The organism is Streptomyces sp. NPDC046557, from assembly GCF_040645975.1.
GTDB lineage: Bacteria > Actinomycetota > Actinomycetes > Streptomycetales > Streptomycetaceae > Streptomyces.
Genome location: NZ_JBEYZH010000007.1, coordinates 77,845 through 92,561 on the forward strand (window position 1 = coordinate 77,845; position 14,717 = coordinate 92,561).

At 70.5% G+C, this 14,717-nt stretch carries 13 protein-coding genes; 6 read left to right on the forward strand and 7 right to left on the reverse strand.

Annotated elements, in window-relative coordinates; genetic code table 11:
* Positions 1 to 6: 6 nt before the first annotated feature.
* The 4 genes from ABZ934_RS16355 to ABZ934_RS16370 all read right to left on the reverse strand — a co-directional run bounded on the left by ABZ934_RS16355 (position 7) and on the right by ABZ934_RS16370 (position 4,553).
* A complete protein-coding gene (locus tag ABZ934_RS16355) occupies positions 7 to 1,806 on the reverse strand; it encodes a carbamoyltransferase C-terminal domain-containing protein (protein WP_361313092.1) in 1,800 nt (599 codons plus the stop codon).
* Between the two features lie 174 nt (positions 1,807 to 1,980).
* Positions 1,981 to 3,027: an FAD-dependent oxidoreductase gene (locus ABZ934_RS16360; RefSeq protein ID WP_361313093.1), complete on the reverse strand. Its 1,047-nt coding sequence runs from the start codon at positions 3,025 to 3,027 to the stop codon at positions 1,981 to 1,983.
* A complete protein-coding gene (locus ABZ934_RS16365) occupies positions 3,024 to 3,992 on the reverse strand; it encodes a hypothetical protein (protein ID WP_361313095.1) in 969 nt (322 codons plus the stop codon). The genes ABZ934_RS16360 and ABZ934_RS16365 overlap by 4 nt, the downstream gene beginning before the upstream one ends.
* Positions 3,993 to 4,085: 93 nt before the next feature.
* Positions 4,086 to 4,553: an SRPBCC family protein gene (locus tag ABZ934_RS16370; protein WP_361313096.1), complete on the reverse strand. Its 468-nt coding sequence runs from the start codon at positions 4,551 to 4,553 to the stop codon at positions 4,086 to 4,088.
* Between the two features lie 446 nt (positions 4,554 to 4,999).
* Between ABZ934_RS16370 and ABZ934_RS16375 the strand changes: the two genes are divergently transcribed.
* Complete coding sequence (locus tag ABZ934_RS16375) at positions 5,000 to 5,329, forward strand: hypothetical protein (RefSeq protein ID WP_361313098.1); 330 nt, start codon at positions 5,000 to 5,002, stop codon at positions 5,327 to 5,329.
* On the opposite strand, the gene ABZ934_RS16380 is transcribed toward ABZ934_RS16375, so the two are convergent.
* Complete coding sequence (locus ABZ934_RS16380) at positions 5,316 to 6,593, reverse strand: M6 family metalloprotease domain-containing protein (RefSeq protein WP_361313099.1); 1,278 nt, start codon at positions 6,591 to 6,593, stop codon at positions 5,316 to 5,318. The genes ABZ934_RS16375 and ABZ934_RS16380 overlap by 14 nt on opposite strands.
* Before the next feature lie 269 nt (positions 6,594 to 6,862).
* Between ABZ934_RS16380 and ABZ934_RS16385 the strand changes: the two genes are divergently transcribed.
* The 3 genes from ABZ934_RS16385 to ABZ934_RS16395 all read left to right on the forward strand — a co-directional run bounded on the left by ABZ934_RS16385 (position 6,863) and on the right by ABZ934_RS16395 (position 10,200).
* Positions 6,863 to 7,615, forward strand: coding sequence for a TetR/AcrR family transcriptional regulator (locus tag ABZ934_RS16385; RefSeq protein WP_361313100.1), 753 nt, complete (start codon positions 6,863 to 6,865; stop codon positions 7,613 to 7,615).
* A gap of 104 nt (positions 7,616 to 7,719) precedes the next feature.
* Positions 7,720 to 9,252 carry an MFS transporter gene (locus tag ABZ934_RS16390; protein WP_361313102.1) on the forward strand — a complete coding sequence of 511 codons (1,533 nt, stop codon included), beginning with the start codon at positions 7,720 to 7,722 and terminating at the stop codon, positions 9,250 to 9,252.
* A 186-nt stretch (positions 9,253 to 9,438) separates the two neighbouring features.
* A complete protein-coding gene (locus ABZ934_RS16395; protein ID WP_361313325.1) occupies positions 9,439 to 10,200 on the forward strand; it encodes a class III extradiol ring-cleavage dioxygenase in 762 nt (253 codons plus the stop codon).
* Here ABZ934_RS16395 and ABZ934_RS16400 read toward each other — a convergent pair.
* Positions 10,197 to 10,748: an N-acetyltransferase family protein gene (locus tag ABZ934_RS16400; RefSeq protein WP_361313104.1), complete on the reverse strand. Its 552-nt coding sequence runs from the start codon at positions 10,746 to 10,748 to the stop codon at positions 10,197 to 10,199. The genes ABZ934_RS16395 and ABZ934_RS16400 overlap by 4 nt on opposite strands.
* A 225-nt stretch (positions 10,749 to 10,973) precedes the next feature.
* On the opposite strand from ABZ934_RS16400, the gene ABZ934_RS16405 reads away from it, so the two are divergent.
* A complete protein-coding gene (locus ABZ934_RS16405) occupies positions 10,974 to 11,951 on the forward strand; it encodes a sigma-70 family RNA polymerase sigma factor (protein WP_361313105.1) in 978 nt (325 codons plus the stop codon).
* A gap of 126 nt (positions 11,952 to 12,077) precedes the next feature.
* Here the strand turns inward: ABZ934_RS16405 and ABZ934_RS16410 are convergent, their stop codons facing one another.
* Complete coding sequence (locus tag ABZ934_RS16410; RefSeq protein WP_361313107.1) at positions 12,078 to 13,028, reverse strand: YafY family protein; 951 nt, start codon at positions 13,026 to 13,028, stop codon at positions 12,078 to 12,080.
* Positions 13,029 to 13,089: 61 nt separating this feature from the next.
* Here ABZ934_RS16410 and ABZ934_RS16415 point away from each other — a divergent pair, with 61 nt between their 5' ends.
* On the forward strand, positions 13,090 to 14,652 hold the full coding sequence (locus ABZ934_RS16415; RefSeq protein ID WP_361313109.1) for an MFS transporter: 1,563 nt from the start codon (positions 13,090 to 13,092) through the stop codon (positions 14,650 to 14,652).
* The last annotated feature ends 65 nt before the right edge of the window (positions 14,653 to 14,717 follow it).

Consider the following 14,717-nt stretch of genomic DNA (forward strand, 5'->3'; position numbering starts at 1 on the left):
CGTCGGTCATGCGGAGGTGTCGGTCTTGGAGACGAGGTAGTTGCCGAGCACGACGTGATCGATCTCCGTGCCCAGGAAGCAGTTCAGCGCGTCGGCAGGGCTGCACACGATCGGCTCGCCCGCCACGTTGAACGAGGTGTTGATCAGGCAGGGGACGTCGGTCAGGGCGGTGAACCGGCGCAACAGGGCCGCCAGCCGAGGGGTGCCCTCATCGGTGATCGTCTGCACCCGGGAGGTGCCGTCGACATGGGTCGCGCCCGGAATCACGTCCCGGAACTCCGGCCGCACCGGGAAGACGAAGGTCATGTACGGCGAGCGGGCCTTGCGCCCCATCTCGAAGATCCTCGGCGCTTCCGACTCCAGCACGAGCGGTGCGAACGGGCGGAACGGTTCGCGGTGCTTGACCCGGGTGTTGATCACGTCCTTGATGTCCGGGAAGTTCGGGTTCGCGATGATGCTGCGGTGGCCCAGCGCCCGGGGACCGTGCTCGATCCGGCCCTCGAACCACCCGATGACGACCTTCTCGGTGAGCAGCTTCGCCACCCGGTCGACGACCTCGTCGTCGTTCAGCCTGCTCCACGTCACCCGACCGTCGAACTCCCGCAGGGTCCGCTCGATGGTCGCGTCGTCGTACTCGGGCCCGAGGTAGGGGGTGACCGGCGGCGCGGACTTCACCTCGCCGGCGTTGTCCGGGTGGTTGAGCCAGGCGTGGACGGCGGCGCCGATGACGATGCCGGTATCGCTGGCACCGAAGCTCACCTCCATGTCGTCGAACCGCGACCCCTCGAAGAGCGGGGTGTTGTTGAGGCAGTTCAACGCCACGCCGCCTTCGAAGAGCAGGTGGTTCAGATCCGTCTTGGCCTCCAGGGCGCGCACCTGGTGGCTCGTGACGACGGTCAGCATCTCCTGGGCGGCGGCGGCCACCCGGGCCTTGTACTCCCGGGTCTCCTGCACAGGACCAAAAAGTTGTTCGAACAAAGGTTCCAGGCCCCGTGGGTTGTCCGTCTCGAGGGGCCTGCGGAACGTGTACCGACCGTCCTCGCGCAGTTCGACGAGGTGTTCCAGGAACGGGTTCGGCGCCGGCGGCTCGGCGAACCCGGACAAACCCATGATCTTGTATTCGTCGTTGTTGGGCACGAAACCGAGGAACCTGGTGATCGCGCCGAACAGCAGCCCGATCGAATACTCCGCGCCGATGGTCGACTCGTCGAAGACACGGATGCGGCCGTCGCGGATCTCGCCCATCAGCGACGAGAACACCTCGGCGCGGCCGTCGCTGACGAGGAACGCGGTGTCCTTCATGCCGGCCATGTAGTACCCGGTCATCGCGTGCGCGAGGTGGTGCGGGACGAACACCACCTTGGCCGGGTCGGGGGTGAAGCCGGTGCGCGCGGCGAAGTCGGCGAGGATCGCGTCGTGGCTCACGACGTCGGTGAAGAGCTTGCCGATGTTGCCGACGAGCTCCAGCTTCGCCGACGGCGCCATCGGCGCGGAGGTGATGCCGGCCAGCATCCGGTCGAAGACCTCGGTGGAGAAGTCCCACGGAATGGCGATGAGGTCGATGTCGGAGAACCGCAGGCCCGCCTGCTCAAGGCACCACTTCACCGAGTTGAAGGGGAAGTCGGTGGTCTTCTTCTCCCGGTTCAGCCGCTCTTCCTCCACGGCGGCCACCAGCTCGCCGTCCACCAGCAGCGAGGCGCCGGCGTCGTGGCCGAGGAGGTAGTGCTTCTCGGTGCCGACCGCGCCGAAGTGCTCGGCGAAGACCTCCGAGACGCGGGTGAAACCGTTGCACCCTAGGACGATCATGACTGTTTCCTTCTCTGTTGCACGGACTCCGGCCCGCGCCGCCGCAGCCGCTGCCGGCCGCGCACGGCGGCGGCGGCGGGGCGGCGGGGATGCGAGGGAGGTCACCGAAGGCATGGCGTCTCTGCCGACCGCCGGACGGCGGTCGGCAGAGACGTCGGCCGTCTGGGCCCGGGGCTACTTCTCGACCACGAGGTCGCGGATGATCTCTCCGGCCGCCGGGGCTTGGCACAGCCCCTGTCCGGAGAACCCGGCCGCGTGGAAGAAGGGGCGGGAGGGATGCCGGCCGATGAGGGCGCTCCCGCTCGGGCTGCCGTCGAAGGACCCGCTCCACCCGCGGTGCAGGCGGATGCCGTCGAGGGCCGGGTAGGTGGCGCCGAGCCGGCGCGACAGCCGGCCGAGCCACGCGTCGCGGTCCTCGTCCGGGCCGGGGCGGCCCATCCCGATCAGGACGCGGTCCTTCCAGGCTCGGATCCGCAGGCCGGTGGAGGCGTGCAGGGTCATCGGCAGGGTGTCGAGCGGGGCGTCCGGCGCGTCGGTGAGCAGCAGCTCGATGGGGTACGTCGTCAGCGGAAGGTCGACACCGGCCATCGAGGCGACCGCCCCGGACCAGGGGCCGGCCGCGCAGACGATGTTCTCGGCGAGGATGCTGCCGCCGGGGGTGTGGACCCGCCCGTCCGGGTCGATTCCGGTGACGGGCGTCTCCGTGCGCAGGACGGCGCCGCCCTCCTGGGCGGCCGCCGCATAGCCGCGGACGATCGACGCGGGGTCGCAGGCGTACGCCTCCGGCGACCAGGCCGCCGCGAGTATGCCGCGCTCGTCGAGCAGCGGGTTGAGCTTCACCGCTTCGGACGCGGTCACGAGTTCGACGTCCACCCCCGCGGCCCGCTGGGCCGCTTCGGTGCGTCGGAACTCGTCCACCTCGTGCTCTTCGGTGAACAGCACCAGGAAGCCGACGCGCTCCAGGCCCAGAGGGGTCCCGGTCCGCTCGGCGAAGGAGTGGTACGCCGCCAGGCTGCGGACGGCGAGACCGCCGGTGTCGGGGTCGCCGGGGAAGTACGTCCGTACGACGCCGGCGGTGGCCGCGGAGGCGCCCGATCCGAGCGTGCCGCGCTCCAGCAGGACGGTGTCGACACCCGCCTCGGTGAGATGGGCGGCTATCGAGGTGCCGATGACGCCGCCGCCGATGACGACGGTGTTCGTGTGGGTGGGCAGCTCGCTCATGCGGGTGCGCTCACCTCGACCGGGCGCTGCCGGCGGAGGTGGTCTCCGGCGTCCCAGGGGAACAGGTGGAGGTTCCAGCCGCCGAGGCAGTTGATGTAAAGGGCCATCTGGCAGGAGAGGGCGAGGAAGTCCTCGCGGTCGAGCCGGTCGACGCAGGCCAGGAAGCGCTGGGTGAAGGCCCACAGCTTTTCCAGGCCGCAGTAGCCGAGGAACTCGGCGGGGATGCCGACCAGCAGGCGGGCCATGTGGCGCAGGGCGTCGATCGGCATGTCGGAGACCGCGCCGCGGATCAGGCCGCCGTAGGTGGCGTAGCCGAGCGGGCGGGTCTCGCCGTTGACGAACAGGAGGGTCGGCAGGACCGTCTCGAAGCTGCCCGCTCCGGAGGGTATCCAGCCCTGGTGCAGGTCGGCGAGCTCCGGCGGCGGGGTCAGCCAGATCCGGTCGGTCTCCGCGTGGATGTCCCGGATCAGCTGGTCGGCGTCGGCGTCGGTGGCGGCCAGGCGGGGTATCCGGTGGCCGCCCGCCGTGCCCGCCCTGCGGACCTCGACCATGATCGGCTTTTTCGTCGAGTAGACCGCGTCCCACACGGCCTGGCCGGCCTCGCGCAGCGCGGGCAAGTCCTCCGGCCGGACCTGGCCGACCGGGGAGGCCGGCATGGGTTCGGTCAGCGTGCCGTACTTGATGCCGAGGTGCTGCAGCGCCGAACAGAACACCGTTCCGTCGGGCGCGTCGCGGCGGTCGGGGATGCGGTGGGACGCGTGGGTGTGCAGCAGCGAGTGGATCGGGGCCATGTGGTAGAGGTGGCTTCCGGCCACCAGCGCGTGTCCCTGAAGGCTCTGGTAGGGCAACGACTCCCACAGCGCGTCGGCCAGCGCGGGATTGCGATCGTCGAGTTCCGCGGTAACGGTGATACCCAGATCGGGCCAGGCGATCTCGACATTGCGACCGATTAACGTCTTAGTCACGGTATTTCCTTTTGCTCGGGATTGTTGAGCGGAAGTCGTGTCGGGTCGGCGGGGCGGTGGAAAACGGCGCCGGCCCGGGTGGTGCGGCGGCTGTTACTTCGACGCCGCGAAGTGGTCCCGCACGGAATCGGTCTGCTTTTCCATCATGGCGATGACCGCGTCGACGACTTCGGTCTCGGCATCGTCGGAAATCCCCAACTCGCGCGTCCACTCGAAGAAGCTGCGGTTCGGGTCATTGGTGATCGGGCGGATGCGGATGGTGGCCGCGTAGCTGTGGATGCCCATGGTCGGAGCGGTGGCGCGGTAGGTGGAGGCCCGCTTCACCTCGTTGCGCCCGGCGATCTCCTGCTGGACCAGACCGTCATTGAAAACGAGCGTGAAGTCGTAACGCGAAGGCACCCGTTCGACCGATCCGCCTTCGGCCCAACCCACGTTCTTCACGGCGTCCCCGGACACGATCCGCACGAGCTGCATGGGGTCGCGGACGACGGACCAGACGGTGTCCGGATCGGCGTCGACGATCGTCGAGTGGTGCATCGTGCGCTTCTGCTTGTTCGCCATGAGAACTCCTTGTCGTGCGACGGAAATCCCTTGCTGCGTTTGTCACTTGAGGATGAGTACACAGTCGGTGGAGTGGAGTCAGCTAGGGGTGGAAGACATGAAGATGGCTGCGGGCCGAGACCGGCACTTCGTGGATTTCTACAAGAACGGATCGGCGCCGGATGGCGTCCCTGGTCGATACTCCAGACCCGACGCTTCTCGGCCAAGAGGCGAAACGGAATTCGGCCGTGTTGGTGGGTGGTTGGGGCGTGGAACGCGAACACCGCTTATTCCGCTCGGAACCGGAACTTCGTCCCGGCCGCCCCCTTGGACGACCGATTCGCGGCCCGCTCACAACCTGGCGCGAGAGGGGCGGCCGAACCGACGGACAGCCCCTCCGGCAGAGCGATCGACAAGGGGCCCCGAGGTTCGCCGAGATCGTGCGGGAGCAAAGGCCGGGCACCCCCGTGACCGACGCGTTCGCGGCATCGGTGGATCGGACGCGGCGAGCCGCCTCGGGCGGGGCGCGGCCGGCCCTCGACGACGGCCCCGGAAGCCCCGTCCGGGTCGTCGAGGGGGACCTGACCGTATGGGAGCGGGTCGTCCGGCAACTCGAATCCGGATGGGCGCCCTGGGGGGGGTATCCGGCGGACCTCTACCGAGAGCGACTGGAGTCCCGCGACGCGCTCGCGGCCATCGGTGCCCGACTGCCGGCCGTCGCAGCCGAGCCGCTCGACCGGGCCCTGCGCGCATTGGACGGCCGGTTCGCCGCCGCAACACGGGCTATCGGCGGGTGACGCGGACCTGGAAGCTGCCGTTGCGGAGTTCGCCCACCACCGCGATGGTGACGCCGGCCTTGCCATCGGTGAAGGTCTCGCCCGGCCGGTACGGCGCGTCCGACAGCTCCGAGTGGACGTTCGGGCTCCGCGTGCAGCCCCCGCTGCCGCTCGCGCTGTCGGAGACCGTCACCGGGCCGCGCCCGGTGTCCACCTGCGAGTCGACCTTGTAGATCAGTACGCCCGGCTTGCACACGGCCTCGTCGTTCCCCGCCCGGGTCCGCACCTCCACCGCGTACCCGCTGTTCTCCGTGAGCGGTACGAAGCCCAGCTTCATGCCGCCCTCCACCGCCAGCGGTGTCAGTACCTGATCCGTGACCCCGGGCTTCGACGCGCAGCCGATCTGGTCGCTGTCCAGCCAGCCCAGCTTCCACTTGTGCCAGCCCAGCAGGTCGTTGTTGGAGCCCCAGTCCTCGCTCATGATGTCCCAGTGCCCGACCGCGCCGCCCCCGTCTGCGGTGTAGAGGTCCGGCAGGCCGAAGACGTGGCCGTTCTCGTGGGGGAGCACCCGGTAACCGGTCTCGCGGTAGGAGCCCGAGCCGTCGTCCTGCCGGCTGAAGACGAAGGACGTGTTGGCGAGCGGGACCCCGTCGGCCATCGGCGCCTCGCCGTTGCCGGAGAACGTCACCGACAGGACGGTGTCCAGGGCCGACGGCCCCGCGTTCGGGGTGACCAGGACGTTGATCAGGTCGTAGCGGCTGAAGTCCACCTCGGAGTCGGCGGCCTGCGCGATGTGCTCGACGAGCTGCCGGTAGCCGGGTTCGTACGCGGACCCGCGCCCGATCCCGTACGCCGCGAACGGCATCGGCATCCTCAGCCAGTTTCGGATCGGGGCCTCGGCCCGGTAGGTGAGCCGGCCGTACGAGCTGGTCCGGAACCAGTCCGAGGTCTGGGGGAAGAACTCCGCGAGGCGGTCCATCGCCGAGCCCTCGCCCTTGGCGTCGGGGAAGTCGATCATGAGGTTCAGGGCCCTGACCTCGCCGGTCGACCGAGAGTATCCGGGTGGCGTCGGAATCCCCTCGGACATCTGTACGCCCATCGTGCTCGCGATCCGGCAGGGCGCGAGCACGGAATCGACGCTCGTGGCCACGGGGCCGGCGGTCGAGTGGGTGGGGCTGGATATCCCGGTACTGGCGGTCGCCGAGACCCCGATGGCCAGCACGGCGATGCCGACATACGCGCAGGTGCGGCGTGGACTGCGTATCCGGTGGCGGGTCTGCGTCATGGAGATCGCCTTCGGGCCGCGGCAGCCGGCCGGGCCCGGTCTGCTCTGTGCGCTCACCCTCCGACGGTTGCGGCGCGCCCGCGCGTCGAGATCGGCCAAATGGGAGCACGAGTCCGTGGGCGGTGTGGGCCAGGTCACACGCGCGGGTGAAATAACCGGGGAGTCGATCCCCGTTTGCACAGAGGCCCCGCCAAACGGGGACGACGTCCCCGTTTCGACCCACGCTTCGATCCCCGTTTCTACGAGTCCTGCGCCGAGGAGGCACCGGAATGAAGCGCTCCACCACCGCCGCGGCGGCCCCGACCGCCCTCCGGGCGTCGGTGGACCTCACGGACCCGGCGGCGCCGAGCCCCACTCGGCCCGCCTGCGGCACCACCGGCACCACCACCGGCTCCGGTCGGCTGCCGCGCCCGCGCGCCGACGCCGTCCGCAACCGGGAGCGCATCCTGGCCGCCGCCCGCGAGCTCTTCGTCGAGTTCGGCTCGGCCGCCCCCTTCGACGAGGTCGCCCGCAGGGCGGGCGTCGGCAACGCCACGCTCTACCGGCACTTCCCCGACCGGGCCGCACTGGTCCACCACGTCGTCCTGTACGTCATGGACCGGGTCGTCCTCCATGCCGAGGAGTCCCTCGCCCAGGAGCCCGACGCCTTCGCCGCGCTGTGCCGGTTCACGCACGCGGCGGCGGACGAGCGGTTCGGCGCCCTGTGCCCCGTGCTCTCCGCCGACTTCGACCACGACCACCCGGAACTCATCGCGGCCCGCGGAGCGTTGGCGGAAGCCATCGAGAACCTGCTGGCCACCGGTCAGGACCGCGGGCTCGTCCGCACCGACATCGGCGCGGGCGACCTGATGGTGGCCCTCTCCCAACTCGGCCGCCCCCTGCCGGGCACCGGCTGCCCGGACGCGGACCGCTTCGTCCACCGTCATCTCCAGGTGTTCCTCGACGGGCTGCGGGCCCCGGCCCGATCCGAGCTGCCGGGCGCCGCGACCACCCTGGAAGACCTGAGGCGGGCCGCCATGTGACGCCCCGGCGACCACTCCCTCCCGACCTTCGGTAACCGTTCCGCCATTCCGATCTTCCGCCATTCCGACATTCCGTCGTTCCGTACAGTGAAGTGGGTACCCCCATGTCGAAAACAGCCGCGACACCACCGTCGGCTGCGGATCCCAGCCGCTGGAAGGCCCTCGTCTTCATAGCCCTGGCGCAGCTCATGGTCGTCCTCGACGCGACCATCGTGAACATCGCCCTCCCGTCCGCGCAGACCGACCTCGGCATCTCGGACGGCAACCGCCAATGGGTCATCACCGCTTACGCGCTGGCCTTCGGCGGGCTCCTCCTCTTCGGTGGTCGCATCGCCGACAAGTGGGGCCGCAAGAAGACCTTCATCACCGGCCTCACCGGCTTCGCCCTGGCCTCCGCGCTCGGCGGCGCCGCCGGCGGTGAGGCCATGATGCTCGGCGCCCGCGCCCTCCAAGGCGCCTTCGGCGCGCTGCTGGCGCCCGCCGCCCTGTCCCTGCTGGCCGTCATGTTCACCGACGCCAAGGAGCGGGCGAAGGCGTTCGGCATCTACGGCGCGATCGCGGGCGGCGGCGGCGCCGTCGGCCTGATCCTCGGCGGCTTCCTCACCGAGTACCTCAACTGGCGCTGGACGTTCTTCGTCAACATCCCGTTCGCGATCATCGCGGCCGCGGGTGCCTGGCTCGTCATCCGCGAACCCGCCGGCGGCCGCAACCGCGCCCGGCTGGACGTCCCCGGCGTGATCCTGTCGACCCTGGGCCTCATCGCCCTGGTCTACGGATTCACGCGCGCCGAGTCCGCCGGCTGGTCGGACGCGCTCACCGTGACCATGTTCGTCTCCTCCGCGGTGCTGCTCGGCGCCTTCGTCCGCACCGAGCGCGTGGTGAAGTCCCCGCTGCTGCCGATGCGCGTCGTACTGGACCGCAACCGCGGCGGTGTCTACCTCTCCCTCGGTCTGGCCGTCATCGCGATGTTCGGCCTGTTCCTCTTCCTCACCTACTACCTCCAGGTCGTCAAGGGCTTCTCGCCCGTCAAGACCGGTTTCGCCTTCCTGCCGATGATCGCGGGCATGATCACGGGCTCCACCCAGATCGGCGCCCGCCTGATGACCCGCGTCCCGCCGCGGTTCCTGATGGGCCCCGGCTTCCTGCTCGCGGCCACCGGCATGCTGCTGCTGACCCAGTTGGAGGTCGGCTCCTCCTACCCGGCGCTGATCCTCCCGGCGCAGGTGCTGCTCGGCCTCGGCATGGGCTCGGCGTTCATGCCGGCGATGTCCCTGGCCACGCACGGGGTGAACCCCGCCGACGCCGGTGTCGCCTCCGCCATGGTGAACACCTCGCAGCAGGTGGGCGGCGCCATCGGTACGGCGCTGCTGAACACCATCGCCGCCTCGGCTACGACCGCGTACCTGACCGACCACGCCGCGCAGGCGGCCGCGGGCGGTGCGGCGGCGAAGCTGATTCAGGCGCAGGCCATGGTCGAGGGCTACTCCTCCGCCATCTGGTGGGCCGTCGGCATCCTGGTGACCAGCTCCTTCATCGCGTTCACTCTGATCAACACGGGCCGGCCCGGTTCCGGTGGCCCGGTGGCCTCGGGCGACGGCGTGGCGGACGAGGTGAAGATCCCGGTGCTCGCCCACTGACGGGCCCGCGCGCCGTACGGGAATGACGGATGACCCCGCTTCGTTCAAATTTGAACGAGGCGGGGTTAGTCTTTTCAGGGGACGCCGTAAGAGGACCTACGACGACCTACGAGGACCTACGGGAGCCCCGCGACCGTCCACGAGGAGCGCGCTGTGCCGACGAACACCACCCCCACGACGGGCCGCATGCCCGCGCTGTACCTCAGCCACGGCGCCCCGCCGCTGGCCGACGACCCGATCTGGCCGGGCGAACTGGCCGCCTGGTCGGCCGGCCTGCCCCGCCCGCGCGCGATCCTCATGGTCTCCGCGCACTGGGAGGAGGCCCCGCTGGCCCTCGGGGCCACCGAGCGGACCCCGCTCGTGTACGACTTCTGGGGCTTCCCCGAGCACTACTACCGGGTGCGCTACGACGCCCCCGGCGCCCCGGGGCCGGCCGCCTCCGTACGCGCACTGCTCCGGGCGCCCGGCACCCCCGTCCAGGACATCCCGGACCGGGGACTCGACCACGGCGCGTACGTTCCCCTCGTGGAAATGTTCCCCGAGGCCGACATCCCGGTGCTCCAGATATCCATGCCCACGCTCGACCCGGTCCGGCTCATGGAGATCGGCCGCACCCTCGCCCCCTTGCGCGACGAGGGCGTGCTGATCGTGGGCAGCGGCTTCTTCACGCACAACCTCGCCGCGCTGCGGCACGGGGGCGTACCCGGATGGTCGACGGAGTTCGATGCCTGGGGCCGCGAGGCGCTGGCCGCCGTCGATGTGGACGCCCTGCTCGACTTCGAGGTCAAGTCGCCGGCGGGCCGTCTGGCCCACCCCCGTACCGAGCACTTCGCGCCGCTCTTCGTCACCCTGGGCGCGGCCGAGGCGTCCGGTGACCTCACCGCCCCCTCCACCCCCGTGGACGGCTTCTGGATGGGCCTGTCCAAGCGCTCCCTCCAGTTCGGCTAGGCTCCCCGCGCCCCACCGCTGCTCGCCCCGCTGCCGGCCAGCGCCTTCTCGTACCAGCCGACGTCCCAGAAGCGGCCGAACTTGTGGCCGGCCTCCGTGAAGTCGCCGATGTGCCGGAAGCCGAAGCGCTCGTGGAGGCGGACCGAGGCGTCGTTCGGCAGCGCTATGCCCGCGAAGGCCCGGTGGACCGGCTCGTCGGCGAGCGCCGCGAAGAGCGCGTCGTAGAGCCGTGCGCCGATGCCGCGGCCGACCGCGTGGGGGGCGAGGTAGACGCTGACCTCCACCGAACCGGCATACGCCGGTTTCGGGCGGAACATGCTGCTTGTCGCGTATCCCGCCATTCGCTCGGCAGTCCAGGCAACCAGGAGCCGGTGGGGGCCGTCTTCAGGGTGGGAGTGCAGCCACGGGCGGCGCTGCTCCGGGGTGAAGGCGACCGTGTCGAAGGTGACGGGCGTCTCACGGACGTAGTGGTTGTAGACCTCCGTCAGGGCTGCCAAGTCGGCCTCGACCCCGGGTCTGACCTGCACCTCTTCGAGCTCTTGCGGCATCGCGTCTCCTCGATCGCCAAGGGGATGGCGGCGCAGGATACTGCAAGATCTGGAAAAAGAGGGGACCGCGTGGGAATTCTGTCCCGATTCCAGTCGTTGTTTCCTTCGGAAGCGGGCACTCGGGAGAGTGTCCGAAGGACGCGTCGACCGTGCCGCACCTCTCGCAGCCGAGGCGTCCGGCAGCCGCACCGCGACCGAAATCCATCGCATCGCAAGGGAGCACGCATGGCAACCCGCGCCGTCGCCCGCAGTCAGTCCACGGGCAGTGCCCGCGCCGCGGGCGGTGAGATCGCCGACCGCGACCTGGTCGGCATGTACCTGGACGAGATCGCGCGCACCCCCCTGCTCGACGCGGCCAAGGAAGTGGAGCTGTCGCAAATCATCGAGGCGGGCGTCTACGCCCGGCAGATCCTCGACGGCGCGATAGAGCCCGCCGGGGAGACCCCCGCGCGTGAGGAGCTGGAAGCCCTGGCGGCCGAGGGAGAGCGCGCCAAGGAAGTCTTCATCCGCTCCAACCTCCGCCTGGTCGTCGCCGTCGCCCGCCGCTACCCGCGCAGCGGCCTCCCGCTGCTCGACCTGATCCAGGAGGGCAACGCCGGCCTGGTCCGCGCGGTCGAGAAGTTCGACTACACCAAGGGCTTCAAGTTCTCCACGTACGCCACGTGGTGGATCCGCCAGGCCATCACCCGCTCCATCGCCGACCAGTCCCGCACCATCCGCCTCCCCGTCCACCTGGTCGAGGAACTCGGCCGGATCCGCCGGGTCCAGCGCGAGTTCAACCGTGAGAACGGGCGCGACCCGGAGCACGCCGAGATCGCCGCCGAGCTGGACTCGACGGAGAAGCGCGTCGGTGACGTACTGGACTGGGCGCGTGACCCGGTCAGCCTCAACATGTCCGTGGACGACGAGGGCGACACCCAGTTCGGCGACCTGCTGGAGGACACCTCCGCGATCTCCCCCGAGCAGTCCGTGCTCTCCCTGCTGCGCAGCGAGGAGCTGGAGGACCTGCTCGGCAAGCTCGACCAGCGCACCGCGTCCATCATCAAGATGCGGTACGGGATCGAGGACGGGCGCGAGCGCACGCTGACCGAGGTCGGCAAGCAGCACGGCCTGACCCGCGAGCGGATCCGGCAGATCGAGAAGCACGCGCTGCTGGAACTGAAGCGGATGGCGCGCGACACCGGCTTCGACGCCGTGGCCTGATCGGCCCACGGCGAGGCGAAGCCCCCCGAACGAGCCCCCGGTGCCTATCCCCCCCAGGCGCCGGGGGCTCCCCGTTGCCCGGGCCCGCCGTCCGCGGCCCCGCCCCCCGGTCGCGGCCCGTGCGCCTCACGCCCCGACGGGACTCGACCTCGTCAGCCGCGCACCCAGGACGCGGGCGGCCTCCGCGAGGGCCGGCGGGGCGTGGACCGTGAACTCCGCTCCCGTCAGGGCGAGCCGGGTCACCAGCCACTCCGGCGCGTCCCCGCTCTCGAACCGCACCCGGCAGCCGCCCTCCACCGGCACCTCGTTCCCCAGCAGCCAGTCCGGCAGCGCCTCCGCCGGTGCCGCGAAGGTCACCTCCACCACGTACGTCTGCGCCCCCCGCAGCCCCCGCCGCACGAACTCCGCCGCGTCCATGGGCAGCTCCCGCGGCGTGAAGCGCGCGCCCGTCGCGAACGGATCGCCGACCCGGTCCACCCGGAAGGTGCGCCAGTCGTCCCGCTCCAGGTCGTACGCCACGAGGTACCACCGGCTGCCCGCGCTCACCAGCCGGTACGGCTCCACCAGTCGCCGGGACTCCGCCCCGTCCCGCGCCCGGTAGGCGAACCGCAGCCGCTCCGGGCCCGCCACCGCCCCCGCCATCGTCGTCAGGGTCCGCGGGTCGACGCTCGCCCCGTCGCCGCGGGTCACCGCCACCGTGGCCGACTGCAACGCGCCCACCCGCCGCCGCAGCCGCGCCGGCAGCACCTGCTCCAGCTTCGCGAGGGCCCGTACGGACGCCTCGTCCACCCCCTCGATGGCGTGCCCGGCCCCCGCCCGCAGGCCCACCGCGATCGCCACCGCCTCCTCGTCGTCCAGCAGCAGCGGCGGCATCGCCGCGCCCGCCACCAGCCGGTACCCGCCCTCCGACCCCAGTGTGGCCTCCACCGGGTACCCCAGCTCGCGCAGCCGCTCGATATCCCGCCGGATGGTCCGGGCGCTCACCCGCAGCCGCTCGGCCAGCTCGCTGCCCGGCCACTCGCGCGGAGTCTGGAGCAGGGAGAGCAGAGTCAGCAGCCGGGCGGGAGTGTCGTTCATGACAACAGGCTGCCAGGGAAATAGGACACCATCTGACCTATATGGCGTCTAGGTTCATCCCATGAGCACCGAGACAGCCCAGACATCGCCCGAAAGAGAGAACGGGCCCGTACAAGAAGAGCGGAACGACACCCTCGACGACGACACGAGCAGCAGCTCACCCGCCGACCGCCGCCGCTGGCTGGCGCTCGCCATCGTGATGACCGCGGCCTTCATGGACCTGGTGGACGTCACGATCGTCAACATCGCGATACCCAGCATGCGCGCGGACTTCGGCGCCTCCACCAGCGCGATCCAGTGGATCACCGCCGGGTACGCCCTCGCCTTCGCCGCCGGTCTGATCACGGGCGGCCGTCTCGGTGACATCTACGGCCGCAAGCGGCTCTTCCTCATCGGCATCGCCGGGTTCACCGCCGCCTCGGCGCTCTGCGGCATCGCCGCCAACCCCTCCGTGCTCGTCGCCTCCCGCATCCTCCAGGGCGGTATGGCGGCGATGATGGTGCCGCAGGTGCTGGCGATCATCCACGTCACCTTCCCGCCCCAGGAGCGGGGCAAGGTCTTCGGCATGTTCGGCGCGATCGTCGGCCTCGGCGCCGTCTCGGGCCCGATGCTCGGCGCACTGCTCACCGAGTGGAACCTCCTCGGTCTCGAATGGCGCCCGATCTTCCTGATCAACCTGCCCGTCGGCATCGCGGGCGTGATCCTGGGCGCCAAGTTCATCACCGAGTCCAAGGCACCCAAGGCCCTGCGGCTCGACCTGATCGGTGTCGTGCTCGCCACCCTCGCCCTCGTCATGCTGATCTTCCCGCTGACCCACGGCCGGGAGAACGACTGGCCGCTGTGGGGCTTCGTCTGCATGGCCGCCGCGCCGCTCCTGTTCGCCGGCTTCATCGCGTACGAGAAGTACAAGATCCGCAAGGACGGCTCGCCGCTGGTGGAGCTCTCCCTCTTCTCCATCAAGAGCTTCGCGGGCGGCATCGCCGTCCAGCTGACCTTCGGGATCGCGACCGGCATCTTCTTCCTGGTCTGGACGCTCTACATGCAGATGGGTCTCGGCTGGACCCCGCTGCGCGCCGGCACCACCGGCATCCCCTTCTCGATCGCCGTCTCGGCGGCCGCGGGCATGTCCGTCCAGAAGCTCGTACCGCGCTTCGGCCGCAAGGTACTCCAGGCGGGCGCGCTGACCATGGCCGCGGGTCTGCTCCTCTACATCTGGGAGTCCGCCCACTACGGCATGGGGATCGCCTCCTGGCAGATGGCCGCCCCCCTCGTCGTGATGGGCATCGGCATGGGCCTGATCGTGGCCCCGCTCACGGACACCGTGCTCTCCCAGGTCCCGCGCGAGCACGCCGGCTCGGCCTCCGGCCTGATCAACACCACCGGCCAGATGGGCAACGCCCTGGGCCTGGGTCTGACGTCCGTCGTCTTCTTCGGGGTGATCGACGACGACACGGTCTACGGGGCCCCGTACGTCGAGGCGTTCCGCAGCGCCCTGTGGTGGGTGGTGGCGGTCCTGGTCGTGATCTTCGCGGTGATGTTCATGCTGCCGCGCAAGCAGGTCCCGATGGCCGAGCGCGAAGGTGCCGAAGGGGTCGAGGTCGCCGAGGCAGCGAAGGTCGCCTGAGCGACGGGGTCGACGGGCGCGTCCGCCTCCGGGCGGGCGCGCCCGTTCGCGCGCCCGCACCGGTA